The organism is Bacillus cereus group sp. Bc031 (assembly GCF_027716265.1).
GTDB classification, from domain to species: Bacteria; Bacillota; Bacilli; order Bacillales; family Bacillaceae_G; genus Bacillus_A; species Bacillus_A paranthracis.
In genome coordinates, this window is record NZ_JAQFUL010000004.1 from 87,834 (window position 1) to 108,643 (window position 20,810).

Consider the following 20,810-nt stretch of genomic DNA (forward strand, 5'->3'; position numbering starts at 1 on the left):
TTTATAGTAAATAAAGAAGTTCAACAGTCATTCTGTTGAACTTCTTTATTTACTCATTATCAACTCGTTTTAACGGTTGATCTGCCGGACCTTCAATAACACCTCCTTCAATTGAAAAACGGGAACCGTGGCAAGGGCAGTCCCAAGTACAATCACCATTATTCCATTCAACTTCGCAGCCGAGATGTGTACAAGTTGTATCGACAATATGTAATTTTCCATCTTTGTCCTTATAAGCACCTGCTCGTTTCCCGTTAACATGTACGACAGATCCTTCACCAACTTCGAGATCTTCTGGCTTACGTAATGCAGTTTCAATCTTTCCTTCAATTAAATGTTTCGCAACATCAATGTTTTGGGAGAAGAACGTTTTTATATCTGGATTTGCATGAAAGCGTGAAGGTGCATATAGTTCTTTATATGGACTGTCTACTTTTAGAATGGAATCCTTCAGTAAATGAGCGGCAGCAGTTCCAGTTGTCATCCCCCATTTACGATATCCAGTTGCAACAAATATATTTGGATTGCTCTCGTTAATATGTCCGATATAAGGGACCTTATCTAGCGTGATTAAATCTTGTGCTGACCATCTATAAGGAACCTCATCTACCCCAAACGTTGCTTCTGCAAAAGAATACAGTGCTTCATAATGAAGCATCGTGTTTATTCCTTGGCCTGTTTTATGACTTTCTCCGCCAATTAAAATTAATTTTTCCCCATTGCTTGTTGTGTAGCGTAAGGAGCGCTTTGGGTCATCAATACTTAAATACATGCCACCTGGATAATCTGTTTTTGTTTTAATAGCAAGAGCATAAGAGCGCTCTGCGTACATTCGTGTAAAGAAAAAGCTATTCGCATCATAAAAAGGAAAGTGTGAACAAGAGACAACATATTCACAAGTAATGCGATGTCCGCCCTTTGTAATGACTTGTGGAGAATCTCCTTTTTCTACATCCATGGCAGTCGTTTGTTCATAAACTTTTCTAAAAGCGTTTTCAAATAAAGAAGGGGATGAAACTGGGCTTGATTTTTCATGACAAGTGCAGATTGTACTGGAATTGGAATCGATAGAGATTGAACATAGTCACAAGGTATATTTAATTTTTGATAAGCTTCATATTCTTTCGATAAATTTCTTAATCCCTTATCAGTAGTTGTATATAAATATGAATCTTCATTTGAGAAATTACAGTCGATTTTATATGTTTGCAAAGTTTCATTAATAAATTGTAGAGCATGATTATTTGATTCATAGAAAAGCCCGGCCTTTTCCATACCGAAATGGTTTATTAATTCATCATAAATAAGATCATGTTGCGCTGTTATCTTCGCTGTTGTATGTCCAGTCGTCCCGTTTAAAATAAGACCAGAATCAATTAATACAACATCGATGCCTTCTTTTGCAAGTAAATAGGCAGTAGTAATACCTGTAATACCAGCACCTATAATAGCGACTTTTGTCTTTATATTTTCAGATAAAGGGGGAAAAGCAGGGAGTTGAGTAGATTCAATCCAATAAGATGATGGGAATTGTGGAAATGTATCGCTTGTCATTAAGGAAACCTCCTGATTTAGAACAATTTTCCTTTTAATATTTCCATATGAGATGAAATTCATGTGTGCTGTTTTAGAGGAAGGCTATTTTTATTTAAAAGAAAGATAAAATTATTTCAATATAATTATTAGGTCTTGTTGGTATGAAGAGGTAGAAGTTGTGTAAAGCTTAAATTTAAGTGAGTGTATTTGTTGTTTACACAGAGAGTTCTTGAATAAGATAGAGTCTATAGCATGTTAAGGTACGTATCTGTATAATAGATGAAACCTTATAAAATATGTGTTTTTTCTTTATTGAAATAAAGTATAATTATAAAAATATAACCAACTTTTATTACTAGGTCATAAAAGTTATTGACAATGTAGAAATTCTATTGATATGATTCATCATGTGGAAAGGTTGATAGAGAGTAAAAAGATAAATGTTTTTCATTGATAATAAAAGCGAAAAATAAGTGACGATAGAGTGAGTATATTTTCCTTATACTAGATGCTTTTTAATCACCTAGTAAAATCAATCTGGAAGCAAGAATTGATATATGTAAGTTGCGCAAGGCGCGGCATAAGAAAGGGGCAAAAGGATGAAGGAGCTTCATACGTTTGGGTGGTATGCAGCACGTGTATCACCACATTTGCCGAAAAAAGCATTTAAACCAGTTCCTACTCGTTTATTTGGCGGACTGGCTTATTTACTTGTGGCATTGGCGGGGTTAATATCGATTGGTGTATTTGAATTGAATGTGTGGGCTAATCTAGGAATTGCGATCGTTCTTGGATTATGTTTTGCTTCACTTGGGTTTTTAGGGCATGAAATTTTACATGGAACTGTTGTAAGAAAGGCATGGCTTCGTGATTTCTTAGGAGCGATTGCATTTATGCCATTATCAACAGGTCCTAAACTTTGGCGAAAGTGGCATAATGCAACACATCACGTTCATACACAACATGAAGAGAATGATCCAGATGCATGGCCTACACTTGAGAAGCTTAAAAAGAGTAAGTTTTTGAGCTGGGTATATCGCATGCCTCTTCATGTACGTTCATTCTTTAGTTTTCTGTCACTAACAATTCAATTTACCTTGCATTCGACTCGAATGTTCTTTCATTTTATAAAAGAGTTTAAGTCATCCAATCAAAAATCTGTATGGCTTCAACTTCTTTTGCCTTGGACTGTTTGGATTAGTTTATTGTTTATTATGGGACCTGGAAAATGGTTATTTGCATATGTGATTCCATTGTTAATTGCTAACTTTATTGTAATGGCATATATCGCAACAAATCACCGCTTAAATCCAATTGTTCCAGTAAATGATCCGTTAGCAAACTGTTTATCAGTAACAGTGCCGCGTTGGGTAGACGTTTTACATTTCAATTTCTCATATCATACAGAACATCATTTGTTCCCTGCTATGAGCTCTAAATACTACCCGTTAGTAAAAGAGAAAATTAAAGAAATGTGGCCGGAACGCTATCATGAGATGCCGATGACAAAAGCTTTGGCAGCGCTATGGAATACACCACGTGTGTATTATCAAGGAAGTGAATTAGTGGATCCGCATAGAGAGCATTTCTATGGTTCTTTAGGAAATGGGCTAGATCCTCATAATATTTCATATCGTGAGGAACATATAGAGGAAGAAGAGAGTATTAAAAAAGTAAATCAGTAAATATATATATTTTCAAAAAAGCAAGCTACTGAAAAGTAGCTTGCTTTTTGTTATTTTGTAGCTTGATATACTTTTTGCATGTAGTAGTAACTTTTCTTGAGTCGTGATGTATATTCGACAACATCACCCCATTTTGAATAGTTATACATAGCGTATTCTCCATCTTGTGCAGTTGTAATGTTTTCAGCTCCAATTTGAACTGTAAAGCCAATTGCGTTAATAATTTGTTTCGTAGTTAAACCATCTATTTCTTCATTTGCATAAATATCACCAATAAATTCTTTTATATTTGGCGCCTTCGCATTTAATAACATCCAAGGAATCCGAATCTCAATTGTCTCTTTTTTCGGAGTAGAAAAATCTGAAAGTGAGTTGTAATCAGCACTATCTGGATTACTATTTCCCATAGTTAATGCTCCGACATTAAATTTTTCAAATGGCAATTGTTCCTGAGTCAGTGGTAATGTAATTGGCAAACTTAATGCTGTATAAATAGGGGAGAATTGTCCGCTATTTTTTTCTGGTTTTGTATAAGGAACTAGATTTCGTTGGAAACCAAATTCATAAGAGAATACATCATAATAAGAATCAACAAGTACTTGATTAGATTGTCCGCCGTGCAAATCAATTTTAAAATCAGCGCCTTCTTTCATAGAAAGGCCGTTAAATTCTTTATTTCCTTGTTCAGGTAATATGTTTACTCCAATTGTAATAGGTTCCTCTTCAAGAGGTCTAGCTTTTGGACGATCAATGGATAAGTATAAATAGGACTCATCGTGTGTTACGAAAGTCGTGTAACCATTCTTATCCCCAATTTTTGTTTTTGTTTTCCAATCACTCGTATCACCATCGACATTAATAGTATGGGATTCAAATGATAGCAAACCGAAATGTTGTTCAGGAACTTGTACGTTGTTCCAATGTGGTCGTTCTTCCGTATTATCATATTTAGTTGTATTCCAAGAGAATTTAAACCATTCATCTTGCCAAATGAATACAATACCGCCGGCCAATTTCGCCTGAATAATATCTTCGAAGAGCTCTGCATTACGTTTCCCTTGTTCATCTTCATTCATATGCCCTTGGTCTTTTCCATGTATATTTTTATGAGAAATACCTCGGGATCCTGGGATACCAAATTCCGAAATAACAACAGGCATTTCATGTGAATCATGCAAGTCTTTTAAATAAGCAGCGTAACTATTGGATTGCCCTCGATGGTCTTTGAAATTTGCTTTATCTGGATCGAAATTTAAGAAGTCAAGGTAATAAGGATACACGTGATAAGAGGCAAACGCCCCGCTTGGGTAATTCTTATTAGCAAAGATATGATTTGGATTTATAGATACAGCATCTTCACCGATGAACGGTTCAGCAGGGTGATCTAGTAAATCTGTTGTAACCCAGTTGGAAAAAGCGATAGGCTGAGCGGTCTCATATTTGCTAATAGAATATTGAGCGATATAATTCATTCCTTCAGCTAGCCAAATTTCAAATGGACTAGCGTTCTTTGCTTCGAAATATTTACCCTTAAATGAAGTTTTATCAGCATGTTTTTTATTTGTTTCGATGACCATGTCAGGATCCCACTCAATCCCGAGAATCCAACCAGCTAAATATTGTGACACATCATAATTATATTCACCGTAAGCATGTCCTTTTTCAGCAGCGATTGTTGTATTACCATGAATTACATCGGCTGTTCTTTCAATATTTTTAAAGAGTTCATTTTTGGATTTGTAAGCATCTTTTGTTTCTAACAGTTGTTCTTCTTCAACCCATACACCATGGAACAAATATAAAGGTTGTTTTGCTTGTTGGTTAAATTCAAATAAAGCTTCGTAAAAAGCAGGAGGGTGAATGGTATAAATACGAATCGTATTTGCACCCATTTCGCTAATTTGTTTCAACCATTTTTTATATTCTGCTTTTGTAATTGCAGCATCACCTGGAAATGCCCCTGGTTTTGCCATACCTAGGTTCACACCTTTAATTGTCCAATCTTCCCATTTGCCCCCTGTATAATGTTGAAGGTTTTGCTTATTTCGCTCTGCTTTAAAACCATATGAAATATTATCTGCAGGGTTTTTTAGGAATGTTGGTTGCAATCGGTGTTTTGTTGCATCTATACCGAAAATAACAGCTAAAATAATTAGGATGAAGGCGATTCTTCGCAGCCACCAAAAACGCTCTGAGGATTGATTTTCAAGCGATTTACGCTTCATCTTCCCCCAACCTTTAATTCGGAAAAGACTTTGAAACAGTCCTAAAAATCGGTACCAAACAGTCAGTGGACGATACCAAAATGATTCAGTTAACGACCAGAGAAGTAAGAGTGTGAAATCTTTAATACTATTTTGCTTTTTCATACTCCATTCTTCTAATAAAACAACTCCTACGGATAGGAATGATCCGTATAGTACGGTAGCAGCTAACAGTAAAAATACATATTCTGTGAAAATTTCATCGAATAGTAAATGAAACAGTAGTAGTAAATAGCCAAGTATTTCAATAATAGGACCGAGCCATTCTAGTAATAAATAAAAAGGCATTGCAATCATACCGAAAGCTTTATATTTTGGACGGAATAAAATATCTTTATGGCGCCATAAAGTTTCACCTAAACCACGGTGCCAACGACTCCGTGGTTTGCGGAAGGTTGTTAAATCATCGGGAGCCTATGTCCAGCAAATTGCGTTTGGGTTATAAATGATTTTCTTTTCTTCTTCATCCTGTAAAGCTTTTTTATGAAGGTGAACGACAAGCTCCATATCTTCTCCGACAGTTTTTCGCTGATAACCTCCAACACGAATAACTTCTCCTTTATCGAAAATACCAAATGCACCAGAAATGATAGGAAGAATATTATACTTGCTCCATGCTAAGCGACCAAATAAGAATCCACGCAAATACTCGATAATTTGCATGAGCGCAAGAGGTTGTTTTGGAAGACGATTTTCAATCATTTGTCCATTTTGTATGTAAGAACCGTTCACAATTCGAACACTCCCGCCAGTTACCATAACTTTTTCTGGAGATTCATAAATTGGTTTCATAGCTTTCATAAGTGCATCACGTTCTAAGAGAGAATCAGCATCTAATGAACAAACGTACGGATAGTTGGAAATATTGATACCTGCATTTAATGCATCTGCTTTGCCGCCGTTTTCTTTATCGACAACGATAATTTGTTTATTAACAGATGAGCGATATATTTTTCGAATAGTCTCTGTTTCCAATTGTAATCTAACCACGTTCTGAATTTCGTATAGTTGGAAATGATCTTTTAATTGTTCTAACGTATCATCGCTTGATCCATCGTTTACGACGATTACCTCAAACTCAGGGTATTCTAAAGTTAAAAGTGATTGGACACTTGATACGATAGTGACTCCTTCGTTATAGGCAGGAACAATAATAGAGACAGGTCGAGTAATACCAGACTGTAAATAATGAAGTAATTCCCTATTTTCATCACGTTCTCTTTTTTTTCTTAAGGTGAATGCAGAAATCAGAAATATAGCTGTATAGAATAAGATAGCAACACCCATGTATAGTAAGAAGAGCCATTGTGAAATTTTTAAAAATATATCAAGATAATGCATATGTTGTCACATCCTTTCGTGCTAGAGCCTCTAATGCACTTTCACGTGCGAAACGATCAGGGTGATGTAATGCAATTTCAATATACTTTTCTTGCCAGTTTGAATAATATTGAATTGCATGTTGGACTTCACGACGTATCCACCAAGATTGATGCCCTGCTTGTTCTAGTAAATAAGGGAAGTATCCTTCATCTTTAAAGGGGGTTATTACACGAATAAGCATGAGGTGAATTTGCCAACTGTCCTTTTTAAATAACTGTTCAATGTGCTCTTTTGTTTCTGTTTTAGGCATTAACTTTGAAATAGCATGTAACGAGCGAATAATAATTTCCTCATCTTCATTCATTAAGTTTTGAATGAGGAAAAGATAACAGCTATTTTCTTCACGTGTACCGATTGCATTTAAAATTTCATATTGAAATTGTTTAGGTAATGTATGGAAAAACTCAACCCAAACAGAAAAATTTTCAGTTTGAGAAATACTTAAAGCGATCATAGTGATGGGAATAGAGTCATGGACTCTTGTAGCAAGTAAAATTGCTTGCCTTGTGTTTAATGTACTTAATGTAGTAAATGCCTGATGCTGGATAGATCCAGATGTTTGAGTGCATATATCTTTTACCTCATTTTCAAACTCTTTTATTTTGAAGAAAGAAATAATATCTAATATATTTTGTTTTTCTATATGAGTGCCGTGAACTAATTTTTCTTTATAATGGGGAAACAAATAGACTTGTAATAAATGATGAATGCGCTGTTTTTCATCAATCCCGGATACGAGCTGTGTAGCTTTAATGCAGAGAGATTCTAGTGCGTGAATATCTGCTATATGTTCAATTTTGAAATCATGGCATTTATTATGCATGATAAATTCATATAGAGATTTTCTATTTTCTTCTTTCCATTTATTATTTTTTCTTTTGAAATTTCTACTACGTAATTTTAGTGAAATTAAATATATATACGCTATAAGAATAGCAACTATTAAAAAGATAACTATGGATTGTACAATTGTAACTATAATCAATAGCCTTCATTCCTTCCTTCTAATAAGTGCGCCAAACGAACCTTAAATTCTAAAGGTGAAAACGGCTTTTCAATAAAATCATCAGCACCGGCTTTAAATGCTTCCTCCAGGTGGTGGGCTGTTGATTTAGTAGAGGTCATAAAAATTCGGAAATGTCGACTAGGCAACAATCTCTTTAATCGATTAATAAGTTCTAAACCATCCATTTGTGGCATCATCCAATCCACAATTAGTATGAAGAATGGAAACTGTTCATAGATTTTTTCTGTGAAAAAGTGCTTTCCACTAGTGAAATGATATACGTTTAGTAAAGTTGTGTATTCAGTTTTTATAAATTTTGTTAATAAGTCGTCAGCGGTTACTACTAATAGTGGAGGGGTTTGGCGAGATACTGACATATATTTTTGTAATCTCTTCTGGATTGTTTCAAAAGGTAATTTTGTATGTAACACCTCTTGTACTCCGTGATGCACAATTTGTTCATCATCTACGTTCTCATAAAAATAAATGATAGGCTGTTGTATGAAATAAGAAGGGATAGTTTCTTTATATACAACAACACAATCAGCATTATTTATGTTGTCGAAAATTTGAATGGAGGCATTTTGAAGTACCTCAGGGATAGTACCAATTATATAAATTTTAAGTAATTGATCATCCTGTTTAAAGGAAAGCATCATTTCTGTGATATGCTCGACTACATCGTAGACAGAGCTAGAATCTTTTAACGTTGTAGATAATTGTTGTAAATCCTTTTGTAATTGATAGAATCCTAATGTTTCAGCCAGGCTAATTAAGTTGTTTATGTAGCTTGTAAGTTGCTGAAGGTTATAAATTTGATATTTTTGTTTCAGCCAATCTTTATAAATTAAATCCAGCATAGTGACCTCCTTATACTATTTAAGACGTCTAGATGTGTATATCCATCTTTACTATATTATGGATAATTTTATGATGTGTAAAGAGGGAGACTGTAGAAATATAATGAATTTCTTATACATAGAAAAATATTATTGGAGTAAAAAGTATGGAGAAGAAATAAAAACAGGTTAAGGAAATGGTCCTTAACCTGTTAGTTTGTTCAAAGAGAAATTTCTTTTGTTTTCTTTTTTGCAGTTTGTATAGAGTTTGTTTCTTTTCGCTGTAATCGTTTTTCTAAAAGATTAACAAGGTAAGTGAATAGGAGAACGAGCACGAGATAATATAAACCAACGATTATATATGTATCTAGTTGTTGGAAGTTCCCTGCAGCGATTGATAAACCTGACCCCCATAATTCGGACAATCCTACGTAAGCAACAAGTGAAGAATCTTTTAATCCAATAATAAATTGATTTCCTAAAGGAGGAATAGATTGACGAAATGCTTGCGGTAATACAATACGGCGCATCGCTAAAGGATATGGCATACCTAGAGAGCGAGCTGCTTCCATTTGTCCACGATCGACAGATTGGATAGAGCCTCGGAAAATTTCAGTAATATATGCACCGTTGTGGATTGCTAAAGCAATGGCTCCTGCCCAAAAAGGAGTAAAAACAACAACGGATGTAATCCCAAAATAGAGAATGGCGATTTGAACAATTAAAGGTGTACCACGAATAATGGCGATGTATACGTGAGCGATACTATTTAAAACTTTATTGTTAGAGATTCGAAAGAAAGCGAATAGTAATCCAATTAGTGAACCGAGTAATAGGGATGTTAGTGTTAATTGTAATGTGACAATAGTAGCTTTTAAGAGTGTGGGATAGGTAGAGATAAAAATTTCAAACATGCGTTTCACCTCATATTGTATAGATTTTAGTAGAGAATGAAATGCCCCACACAAAGTGGGGCATGATTTATGGAAACTTTGAAGGGCTAAATTACTTCGTTTTTTCCTCTTCACCAAGAATATTACGCCCAAACCATTTTTTACTGATCTTTTCATACGTACCATCTTTAATAATTTCATCTAAAGCTTTATTTACTTTCTCGACCATTTCTTTATCATCTTTACGAATAGCAATTCCCATTTCATCAAGGTTTAGTGGTTTTCCAGCTTCTTTTATATTTGATTTACCTTCTTTGATCATGCGTAAACCAACCATTTGATCTGTAATTACTGCGTCGATACGTCCAGGCTCTAAGTCCATAAGTGCAGTAATATCGCTATCGTATTCTGTAATTTGATCTGTATATTTTGCAACGAGGTCTTTAAAGGTACTAGCTTTTACAACACCAATTTTCTTACCCTTTAAATCTTCTGGAGAAGAGATAGATGTATTCTTTTTAGCTACAAAAATTTGGGCACCAGAACGATAATAAGGATTTGAGAAATTAACAGCTTTTAAGCGTTCTTCTGTAATTGCCATACTGCCCAGTATTACATCATACTTTTTCGCTTTGAGACCTTGGATTAGCGTTTCCCATGGATTTGTAATAGGGGTTGGTTTCATATTCATTTTTTTCGCAAGTGCTTCACCTAGTTCTACATCAAAACCGACAAGTTTTCCGTCATTTTCTTTATAGTTAAAAGGCTTATATAAGCCACTCATCGCATAACGAAATTCTTTTTCACCATTTGAAGAAGTAGTAGCACTTTCCTTACTACAGGCTCCTAGTATAAAGGATGTGCATAATGTAATACTCGCAACAATGGTTAATAGTTTTCTTTTCATAAAACCCCTCCTATATATTGATCATACGGATGGTTTTAAGTATGTTATTGAAATATTTTATTTAGATGATTAGTTGTGCACCGTATGAATGTATTTCTTTTCGTTTGAAACAGAAGTTATATTATAAAACGTTACGTAAAAATTGTTTCGCTCGTTCATGTGATGGAGCTGAAAAGAATTGTGCTGGCGGAGCATCTTCTACAATTTTTCCATCATCCATAAAAATGACGCGATCAGCTACATCTCTTGCGAAATTCATTTCATGAGTAACAATAACCATGGTCATTCCTTCTTCAGCAAGTTCTTTCATAACTTGCAATACTTCTCCAACAAGTTCAGGGTCTAAAGCTGAGGTAGGTTCATCAAATAGCATAATTTTAGGATTCATAGCAAGAGCTCGTGCAATAGCAATACGCTGTTTTTGACCACCTGATAGGAGATGGGGCGTTACATCTGCTTTATCTTGTAGGCCGACTTTTTGCAGAAGCTGATTTCCGATTTCTTTTGCATTTGCTGCTTCTAATTTTTTTACATGAATAGGTGCTTCTATGATGTTTTCTAGTGAGGTCATATGAGGAAAGAGGTTAAAGTGCTGAAAAACCATACCGACATTTTCGCGGACTTTGTTTAAATTTGAATGCTTTGGATCAATTCGTTCACCTTGTAAGTGAATTTCACCTTCATCGTACATTTCTAAAAAGTTAAGACAGCGAAGTAATGTACTTTTACCGGAACCACTGGCACCAATTAAAACGACAACTTCTTTTTCTTGTACTTCTAAATCAATTCCTTTTAAAACGTCAAGTGAGCCAAATGATTTTACTAGATTTCGAACCTGAATCATACAAAACCCCCAGTCAAAAATATATTTTACAAATGTTGCCCCTTATTTCTGTTATTAGTCACAAATTGTCAGAATCCTTTATTTTTTTCGTGGATTTGATATTAAAGAAAATAATAATTTTTTGAAATCTCTATATCCTTCTATAATGAAAATATGGATAATAATATATAGGTAGTACTTATATTACTTATACAAAGGGGGAAAGAAGAGATGGAAAAAGAAAGGAAGACATTTTCCTTTGGCTTACGTACACAACTTATGCTATTCACTACAGTTTTAGCTTTAATTACATATTCAACAAGTATATTTTTTATTTATGTGATATATGATTATTTTCAAAGTTATGTAAGTCAAACTGCATATAATATTATCGTTATGTTATTAGGAGTAGTATGGTCTGGAATTTTAGCATATGGAGCAGCCATATTTTTAATTAAACCGCTTCGAAAGTTAGAGGAGGCGGCGAGAAAAGCGGCTGAAGGAGACATTCGTGAAGATGTTCCGTTACCGAAGACTGATGATGAAATTAAATCTTTAAGTGTTGCATTTAATATGATGCTTGGGAACTTAAGGGGCATGGTAAAAAATATTGATACAACATTTTCGTATACAAACAATCAAGTACAGCAAATTAGAAAACAAACAGGCGAAGCAACGAAACAAGCACAAGGTGTTTCTGAAACTCTTGCAGAGATTTCTTCTGGCGCTGAGCAATCAGCGGCATCAATTCAAGCGATTGTTTCCGCTGTTGATACAACAACTTCTATTGCAAGTGAAGTAGAAGAGAAAGCTAAACAGTCTGATGAGTTGTCTTCAGAAATGGTTCAAGCTTTAGGGCATAGTACTCGTGTCTTTACGTCTTTAATTAAAGGTATTCAAACATTGGCGAAAGAAAATGAAGATTCAATGCAAAATGTACAGAAGTTAGAGGAAAGAATGAAACAAGTAGAACATATTGTATCTGTTGTGAGTGAGATTGCTAGCCAAACGAATTTATTAGCACTTAATGCTTCTATTGAGGCTGCTCGTGCTGGAGAGCATGGACGGGGCTTTGCCGTTGTAGCTGAAGAAGTACGTAAACTTGCAGATGAAAGTGACCACTCTGCAAGAAATATATCGCAGTTATTACGAAATATGCAAGAGGAAGTACAACAAGTTGCAATGAAAATGACAGAACAAGTGAAAATAGCTAAAGAAGAGGCGAAACGTGGGGAGGCTACGGAATTAATTTTAAAAGAAATGTCATCAAGTGTTATGGAAGTAGCGGATGCAACGAAGCAAATTAGTGGTTATATGAATGAACAAGTGAACCACATTCATCAAACAGGAGCACAAACAAAGGCCGTAGCAGCAATTGCTGAAGAAACGTCAGCTGGTTCACAAGAAGTAGCACGTGTGACGTTGCAACAATCTAAAAATATGATAGCAATCGATCAATTATTAAAGGATCTAGAGAAACAAGCAACAGAATTGAAACAGACAATTGAAAGATTTTCAATGTGAAAAGGAAGAACAGCATTTTTGTTCTTCCTTTTTTATATATGAATAAGGTTTGTAATAAGCGTGGACAAGGAGATGAGAAGAATGAGATTTGCCTTTGTGAGAAATAAATAAAGCATAAGAATAAAGAAACTACATAGAGTTCAATGAAAACAGTTGCAAACTATTCATATTTTGTTATGATAGTGTTACGAAAACGTTTGCATAAAATTCCGATGGGATGCAAAAGGAGAGAATGACTATGAATAAGACATGGTGGAAAGAAGCGGTTGCTTATCAAATTTATCCACGTAGCTTTATGGATTCAAATGGCGATGGTATTGGAGATTTACAAGGTATTATTGCGAAACTGGATTATTTAAAAGATTTAGGAATAGATGTAATTTGGATTTGTCCAATGTATAAGTCACCTAATGATGATAATGGTTATGACATTAGTGATTATCAAGATATTATGGATGAGTTTGGGACGATGGAAGACTTTGATGCTTTACTAGATGAAGTTCATAAACGTGATATGAAGCTTATTATTGATTTAGTTATTAATCATACAAGTGATGAACATCCATGGTTTATTGAGTCTCGTTCATCTAAAGACAATCCGAAGCGTGATTGGTATATTTGGCATGATGGTAAAGATGGTGCAGAACCAAACAACTGGGAAAGTATTTTTAATGGTTCGGCATGGGAGTATGATGAAGTAACAGGACAATATTATTTACACTTATTCTCGCGTAAACAACCAGATTTAAACTGGGAGAATAAAGAAGTTCGAGAAGTGCTATACGATACAGTTAATTGGTGGCTTGATAAAGGAATTGATGGCTTCCGAGTAGATGCAATCAGCCATATTAAAAAAGAAGACGGCTTTAAAGATATGCCAAATCCAAGAGGACTAAAGTATGTTCCATCTTTTGATAAACATATGAATGTGGATGGTATTCAACCTTTATTAGAAGAATTAAAAGAAAATACGTTTTCTAAGTACGATATTATGACTGTTGGTGAAGCGAATGGCGTTAAGATTGAAGATGCTGAGCTTTGGGTTGGAGAAGAGCAAGGTAAGTTCAATATGGTATTCCAATTCGAACATTTAAGTTTATGGGATGCAGAAAAGAAGAAAGATCTTGATGTTGTAGGGCTGAAAAAGGTATTAACGAAATGGCAAAAAGGGTTAGAAAATAAAGGATGGAATGCTTTATATATTGAGAATCACGATAAGCCGCGTATCGTTTCAACTTGGGGAGATGATAAACAATATTGGCGTGAAAGTGCAACGGCTCTAGGCGCAATGTACTTCTTTATGCACGGTACACCGTTTATTTATCAGGGACAAGAAATTGGGATGACAAATGTCCAATTACCAAATGTTGAAGATTACGATGATGTTGCAACTAAAAATTTATATCGTGAGAAAATTGCAGAGGGCGTGTCCCATCAAGATATGATGGAAATTATATGGGCTTCTTGCCGCGATAATTCACGTACACCTATGCAGTGGAACGATGAGATGAATGCTGGCTTCACAACAGGTGCACCTTGGTTTAGTATGAATCAAAACTACAAAGAGATTAATGTTGAAAAGCAGAAAAATGAAGAAAACTCTATTTTCAATTTCTATAAGAAAATGATTGCCTTGAAAAAAGAGCACGATGTACTGAATTACGGTACGTACGATTTACTTTTAGAAGATGATCCGCAAATTTATGCATATACTCGTACATTAAACGATGAAAAAATAGTCGTAATTAGTAATATCTCAAAAGAGGAAGCTGTGTATAATGAGGATTTATTTGCACTAGAACGCAAACGTTTGCTTTTAAATAACTATGAAGTTGCGGAACATGAACAAGTAACTTCAATCACGTTAAAGCCTTATGAAACAAGGGTTTATCGTATTTCATAATAAAAAAGGATGCTCTTAGAGCATCTTTTTTTATGAAAAATAATAAATTTCTATTGCAAAGTGAAAACGCTTTTATTAAAATAGATTTATGAAAACGGTTGCGTAAAGATAAAAATGAAGTAACATAAGGAATCGTTTTCACAATAGAAACAGAAATTATAATTTAAATCATTATGTTGTTATAAATAAAGGGGAGGAAGAACAGATGAAAATTACGTCTTTTGATTTTTGGCAAAAGTTCGGGAAAGCGTTATTAGTTGTTGTAGCTGTAATGCCAGCAGCTGGTTTAATGATTTCTATCGGTAAGTTAATTGGAATGTCTGCTGGGGATATTAACGCAGTTCATACAATCGCTCGCGTAATGGAAGACATCGGTTGGGCAATTATTACTAATCTACACATCTTATTCGCAGTAGCAATTGGGGGATCTTGGGCGAAAGATCGCGCAGGTGGCGCATTTGCAGCGCTATTAGCATTCGTCTTAACAAACAGAATTACAGGAGCTATATTTGGCGTAAACGCTGAAATGTTAGCGGATTCAAAAGCGAAAGTTTCTTCAGTATTAGCAGGGAACTTAATTGTAAAAGATTACTTTACTTCTGTACTTGGTGCACCAGCATTAAACATGGGGGTTTTCGTAGGGATTATCACAGGTTTCTTAGGAGCTACTTTATATAACAAATATTATAACTATAACAAACTACCACAAGCATTAGCATTCTTTAACGGAAAACGATTCGTACCATTCGTTGTAATTGTTTGGTCTACAGTAACTGCAATTGTATTATCACTTTTATGGCCATTCATCCAAAGTGGATTAAATGAATTTGGTCGCTGGATTGCAGCTTCAAAAGATAGTGCACCAATTGTTGCACCATTTGTATATGGAACGTTAGAGCGTTTACTATTACCATTCGGTTTACACCATATGTTAACAATTCCGATGAACTATACTGAGCTAGGTGGAACATATACGATGTTAACTGGCTCAAAAATTGGACAAGTTGTAGCAGGACAAGATCCTTTATGGCTTGCATGGATTACAGATTTAAATAACTTATTAGCAAATGGAGATACAAAAGCATATAACGATCTATTAAATAATGTTGTACCAGCTCGTTTCAAAGCTGGACAAGTTATCGGTTCAACAGCAGCATTAATGGGTATTGCTTTCGCGATGTTCCGTAATGTTGATAAAGAAAAACGTGCAAAATATAAACCAATGTTCTTATCAGCAGCATTAGCAGTATTCTTAACAGGTGTAACAGAACCAATTGAATTCATGTTCATGTTTATTGCTCCAGTATTATATGTTGTATATGCAATTACAACAGGACTTGCATTCGCATTAGCAGATTTAATTAACTTACGTGTTCACGCATTCGGATTCATTGAGTTAATTACTCGTACACCGATGATGGTTAATGCAGGATTAACTAGAGATTTAATCAATTTCGTTATCGTTTCATTAGTATTCTTCGGTCTGAACTTTACATTATTCAATTTCTTAATTAAAAAGTTCAACTTACCAACACCAGGACGTGCAGGTAACTATATTGATAATGAAGATGAGGCATCAGAAGGAACAGGAAATGTACAAGATGGTTCATTAGCAACAAAGGTTATTGATTTATTAGGTGGAAAAGAAAATATTGCTGACGTAGATGCTTGTATGACACGTTTACGTGTAACAGTAAAAGATTTAGATGTTGTTGCACCAGAAGCGCAGTGGAAACAAAATGGTGCTTTAGGACTTATCGTAAAAGATAAAGGTGTACAAGCGGTATATGGCCCGAAAGCTGACGTATTAAAGTCAGACATTCAAGATATGTTAGGTGCGTAATAATATGAAATTGCTAACTTTAAACTGTCACTCTTGGCAAGAAGAAAATCAAATAGAAAAGATAAAATATCTTGCTAAAGTCATTCAAGAAGAAGAGTACGATGTTATCGCATTGCAAGAAGTAAGTCAGTCGATAGGAGCTAAAAATGTATGCGGTAACAAGAAAGAAGATAATTTTGGACTTTTACTATTAGAAGAGTTAAAAGCGTTACATGTAAAAGATTACAATATTACTTGGGATTTCTCTCATATTGGTTATGATGTGTATGAAGAAGGATTAGCGATTATAACGAAGCATAATGTTGTAAAAGAAGATACGTTCTTTATTTCAGAAAATAAGGATACAGCGTATTGGAAAACACGCAAAATTGTAAGTGCAACAATTGCTTATAATGGTAAGAACATCACGTTTTACTCTTGCCACCTCGGTTGGTGGAATGATGAAGAAGAATCATTTAAAGATCAAGTGAATCGTTTGATGGAGCGTGTAGATAGCAATGAACTTTCCTTCTTAATGGGTGATTTTAATAATAACGCTCGTTTGCAAGGGGAGGGTTATGAATATATGATGCAAAAAGGTTTGTACGACACATATGGACTAGCAATAGAGAAGGATGAAGGAACAACTGTCCAAGGTGAAATTGCTGGTTGGGATGAAAATAAACATAATTTACGAATCGATCTAATATTGTGTAACCGAAGTGAAAAAGTTTGTTCTTCAAAAGTTATTTTTAATGGTACAAACCGAAATATAATTTCAGATCATTTCGGTGTAGAAGTGCAAGTAGATATATAATAGAAGAAATCCTCACAGATAATAAAAAGCTGTGAGGATTTTTTTAGGAATACAAGTATTTCCAAGAGAAAATACTTGTATTTTTTATGACATTTCCTATATATTTGTTATTATTGAATATAAAACCGATTTGGTCATTTTGTATTCATACTTTGACTTACTTCGTTATATAATGTAGTAAGTTAAAGTTAATGGGAAAAAATAGTTCGTTTTTGGTTAATCCACGATGTAGAAAGTGATATAATTGCAAAATGTATGTATCATTTTCTAAAGAAGGAAAAATATATAATTAGGTGATAACTTCTATGAAACAAATTTGGCGTATTTATAAGACTGATTTACGGAATGTAGCTAAACATTGGGCTGCAATTGTTATTGTTGTAGGGTTAATGATTTTACCATCGTTATATGCATGGTTTAACATTAAAGCTTCTTGGGATCCATATGGAAATACAAAAGAAGTTCCCATTGCAGTTTCTAACCAAGATGCAGGCTCTAATTTAAGAGGGAAAGATATCAATATCGGGGACGAGATTGTAGATTCTCTTAAGAAAAACAAAAATCTTGGTTGGAAATTTGTAGACGAAAAACAGGCAATTTACGGAGTTGAGCGTGGGGATTACTATGCAAGCATTACAATTCCAAAAGATTTCTCTGAAAAAATTGCAACTGTTCTGGATGAAAATCCACAGAAACCAGAACTTGATTACTATGTAAATGAAAAAGTAAATGCGATTGCACCAAAAATTACAGCAAAAGGTGCATCAGGTATTACAGAAGAAATTAGTAAAAACTTTGTTAAAACAGCGAACGGTGAGATTTTTAAAATCTTCAATGACCTTGGAATCGATTTAGAAACAAACTTACCAAGTATTGAGAAAGTAAAAGATCTTGTATTTAAGTTAGAAGCGCAGTTCCCAGAAATGAATACACTTATGGATAAGGCGTTAGATGATGCGACTCGAGCAGAGGATGTCGTGAAAGTAGCGCAGAAAGAATTGCCGGTTGTAGAGAGTGTTATTAATGATGGTCAGGATACACTTAAGAGCTTAGATGCGTTCTTTGCGAGAAATGATGAAACATTGAATCGTGCCCCGGGAACTATTAAGAATAATTTAATTGCAATGCAAACAGGTTTGAATGGTGCGGCGGCAATTACGGATTTCTTAAAAAATCCATCTGTTGATTTCAATCTGGCACTTCCAGATCCATCTAAACTTCCAGAGTTACCAAATGTAACTATCCCGCAAATACCAGCGCTTCCAGAATTACCGCAAGTGAATGGTGAGGGATATAAAAACATTGCTAAAAATATTAATCAAACTGTAAATAATGTTTTTAGCTCAATACGTGTTGGAACAACTTATGCACAAGGTGTTATAAACGGGTTGCAAAATGGTAATTTCGACCCGGAAAAAGCGAAACAAGATCTTAATAAGGTTTCTGAGAATCTTCAAGATCGTGCGGATAGTGTTTCATATGTAATTGATGTCTTTACTAAATTTAAAGAGTCGGCATCAACTGATTTTGGAAAAGAATTCTTCCAAAAGAGAATAGAAAGATTAACAAGCCTTAAATCAGCTATCGAAAATGCAAATGGGGGCGTTAAAGATATTGCCAATATTATTGGTACAGGGCAAGAAGTGAAACAAGACGTAAGAGATGCTGCTAATAAAAAGTTAGACGCAATAAATAACTTGGTAAATCAAGCAGAAACAGATTATAATGCAACGTTCGTAGCGGATTTTGAAAAAGCAGTAAGCACAGCTGAACAATTAAAAAACAAGGCTGAAGGTGTAAAAGAAGATGCTCAGCAACTGAGAGGAAATTTAAATCAAGATATAAACAAAGCTAATGAGATTTTAAACAATGGTAGAGAAGCTTATGATAAGGCTGTAAATGATTATAGCAGATTAAAAACGGAGCTTGGCAAAGCAAGAGAAGACTTGAATAATAAAGGGATTAACGGATTAGATTCTACAAAAGTAGCTTTAAATGATATAAGAGGAGAGTTACAAGCTGGAAAGAATTTAGTTAATGATATGATTCCTGTTATGGAAAATACGAATAAAGTTTTAGCGGATGTAAATAGTGATAAGAACACGAATAACATGATTTCTAAATTGAATAAATTAAAAGATGGTTTACAAAAAGCAATCGATTTAACTGATAAAGGAATTGACGCTATTAATAAAGGTCAAAAGCCAGCAGCAGATGTTATTGAAAGTATTAACGCAGTATCTAAAAGTACTTCGGCCCAAATAAGTGACATCTTAGCTAAATACGATTCAGAAATCGTTCCAAACTTTAATGAAGCAATTGCTCGTACAAAAGAGATGTCTAAAAACACATCTCAAATTTTAAAAGAAGCAGACAAAAAGCTTCCAGATGTTAAAAAAATACTAGAAGATTCATCAAAAGGCTTAGTAGATGGTAAAAAGAAATTAACAGACATTAAAGCTGAAATGCCAGCTACTGAGAAAAAGATTAAAGAATTGGCAGATAAAATTCGTGATTTTGAATCTGAAGAGGATTTAAAAGACATCATACGCTTATTGAAAAACGATGTTGAGAAGCAAAGTGACTACTTTGCGAATCCAGTAAATTTAAAAGAGAATAAATTATTTGCGATGCCGAACTACGGTTCAGCGATGTCACCATTCTATACAGTGCTTGCATTATGGGTAGGCGCATTATTAATGGTTTCATTATTAACAGTAGAAGTACATGAAGAGGGCGCGAATTATAAGAGCCATGAAATTTACTTCGGACGTTTATTAACATTCTTAACGATAGGTCTTTCACAAGCGTTTATCGTATCGATGGGAGATATATTCTTACTCGGTACGTACGTAGTCGATAAGTTCTGGTTTGTATTATTTAGTTTATTTATTGGTGGGGTCTTCGTTTGTATCGTATACTCACTCGTTTCTATTTTTGGAAACGTTGGGAAATCGATGGCGATCATTTTACTTGTACTGCAAGTAGCAGGATCGGGCGGAACATTCCCAATTCAAATGACACCGAAATTCTTCCAAGCAATTTATCCGTTCTTACCGTTCACATATGCAATTAGTGCAATTCGTGAAACAGTAGGCGGAATGCTGTGGGATATTGTAACGCGAGATTTACTTGTATTAAGTGCTTTCGTAGTAGTTATGATTGTAGCTGCGTTATTATTGAAAACACCAATTAACAAATCGAGCGAAAAATTCGTTGAGAACGCAAAAGGAAGTAAAATCATTCACTAACATAAAAGGTTCCTACCGATAGAGGTAGGAACCTTTTTGTTTAATCAAATTTTAATTTCTTTAATGCTTCTGTTTAGTGATTCTTAAACGAGTCATGTCAATTATGACTGATATATAAGGTGCTTCTTACTGCTCTTCTTGAAAACTGTGGTATATT

Annotated in this window: 13 protein-coding genes and 2 pseudogenes; 7 read left to right on the top strand and 8 right to left on the bottom strand. The window is 34.6% G+C overall.

Annotated features, from left to right (window positions below):
• Positions 1–49: 49 nt before the first annotated feature.
• Positions 50–1,554: pseudogene (locus PDQ33_RS03070) on the bottom strand (FAD-dependent oxidoreductase).
• Positions 1,555–2,135: 581 nt separating this feature from the next.
• Here PDQ33_RS03070 and PDQ33_RS03075 point away from each other — a divergent pair.
• On the top strand, positions 2,136–3,221 hold the full coding sequence (locus PDQ33_RS03075; protein ID WP_000661225.1) for a fatty acid desaturase family protein: 1,086 nt from the start codon (positions 2,136–2,138) through the stop codon (positions 3,219–3,221).
• Positions 3,222–3,271: 50 nt separating this feature from the next.
• Here the strand turns inward: PDQ33_RS03075 and PDQ33_RS03080 are convergent, their stop codons facing one another.
• The 7 genes from PDQ33_RS03080 to PDQ33_RS03110 form a co-directional block, all read right to left on the bottom strand.
• Positions 3,272–5,782, bottom strand: a complete 2,511-nt coding sequence (locus tag PDQ33_RS03080) for a glycosyltransferase family 2 protein (RefSeq protein WP_270754690.1) — start codon at positions 5,780–5,782, stop codon at positions 3,272–3,274.
• Positions 5,783–5,899: 117 nt separating this feature from the next.
• The gene (locus PDQ33_RS03085; protein ID WP_270754692.1) at positions 5,900–6,826 is read right to left on the bottom strand and encodes a glycosyltransferase family 2 protein; all 927 of its coding nucleotides are present in this window, start codon (positions 6,824–6,826) and stop codon (positions 5,900–5,902) included.
• Positions 6,813–7,853 (bottom strand): HEAT repeat domain-containing protein, encoded by a 1,041-nt coding sequence (locus PDQ33_RS03090; RefSeq protein WP_219913317.1) that lies wholly within the window; start codon positions 7,851–7,853, stop codon positions 6,813–6,815. The genes PDQ33_RS03085 and PDQ33_RS03090 overlap by 14 nt, the downstream gene beginning before the upstream one ends.
• Positions 7,850–8,734, bottom strand: a complete 885-nt coding sequence (locus PDQ33_RS03095) for a response regulator (RefSeq protein ID WP_000886124.1) — start codon at positions 8,732–8,734, stop codon at positions 7,850–7,852. Before PDQ33_RS03095 ends, PDQ33_RS03090 begins: the two co-directional genes overlap by 4 nt.
• 200 nt (positions 8,735–8,934) lie before the next feature.
• Positions 8,935–9,627, bottom strand: a complete 693-nt coding sequence (locus PDQ33_RS03100; RefSeq protein WP_000461540.1) for an amino acid ABC transporter permease — start codon at positions 9,625–9,627, stop codon at positions 8,935–8,937.
• 91 nt (positions 9,628–9,718) lie between these two features.
• Positions 9,719–10,513 carry an ABC transporter substrate-binding protein gene (locus PDQ33_RS03105; protein ID WP_000823738.1) on the bottom strand — a complete coding sequence of 265 codons (795 nt, stop codon included), beginning with the start codon at positions 10,511–10,513 and terminating at the stop codon, positions 9,719–9,721.
• Positions 10,514–10,634: 121 nt separating this feature from the next.
• Positions 10,635–11,357: an amino acid ABC transporter ATP-binding protein gene (locus PDQ33_RS03110; protein ID WP_000616944.1), complete on the bottom strand. Its 723-nt coding sequence runs from the start codon at positions 11,355–11,357 to the stop codon at positions 10,635–10,637.
• Between the two features lie 375 nt (positions 11,358–11,732).
• Here PDQ33_RS03110 and PDQ33_RS29135 point away from each other — a divergent pair.
• The 6 genes and pseudogenes from PDQ33_RS29135 to PDQ33_RS03135 form a co-directional block, all read left to right on the top strand.
• Positions 11,733–11,918: pseudogene (locus PDQ33_RS29135) on the top strand (HAMP domain-containing protein); the annotation flags it as partial.
• A gap of 15 nt (positions 11,919–11,933) precedes the next feature.
• Positions 11,934–12,860, top strand: a complete 927-nt coding sequence (locus PDQ33_RS03115) for a methyl-accepting chemotaxis protein (protein WP_407707409.1) — start codon at positions 11,934–11,936, stop codon at positions 12,858–12,860.
• Between the two features lie 238 nt (positions 12,861–13,098).
• On the top strand, positions 13,099–14,763 hold the full coding sequence (locus tag PDQ33_RS03120) for a glycoside hydrolase family 13 protein (protein WP_001044744.1): 1,665 nt from the start codon (positions 13,099–13,101) through the stop codon (positions 14,761–14,763).
• Between the two features lie 205 nt (positions 14,764–14,968).
• Entirely contained in the window at positions 14,969–16,606 is a 1,638-nt protein-coding gene (locus tag PDQ33_RS03125; protein WP_000705546.1) for a PTS transporter subunit IIBC, read from the top strand.
• 4 nt (positions 16,607–16,610) lie between these two features.
• Positions 16,611–17,402 (top strand): endonuclease/exonuclease/phosphatase family protein, encoded by a 792-nt coding sequence (locus tag PDQ33_RS03130; protein ID WP_000771959.1) that lies wholly within the window; start codon positions 16,611–16,613, stop codon positions 17,400–17,402.
• A gap of 305 nt (positions 17,403–17,707) precedes the next feature.
• Positions 17,708–20,653: a YhgE/Pip domain-containing protein gene (locus tag PDQ33_RS03135; protein ID WP_000810126.1), complete on the top strand. Its 2,946-nt coding sequence runs from the start codon at positions 17,708–17,710 to the stop codon at positions 20,651–20,653.
• Positions 20,654–20,810 lie beyond the last annotated feature (157 nt).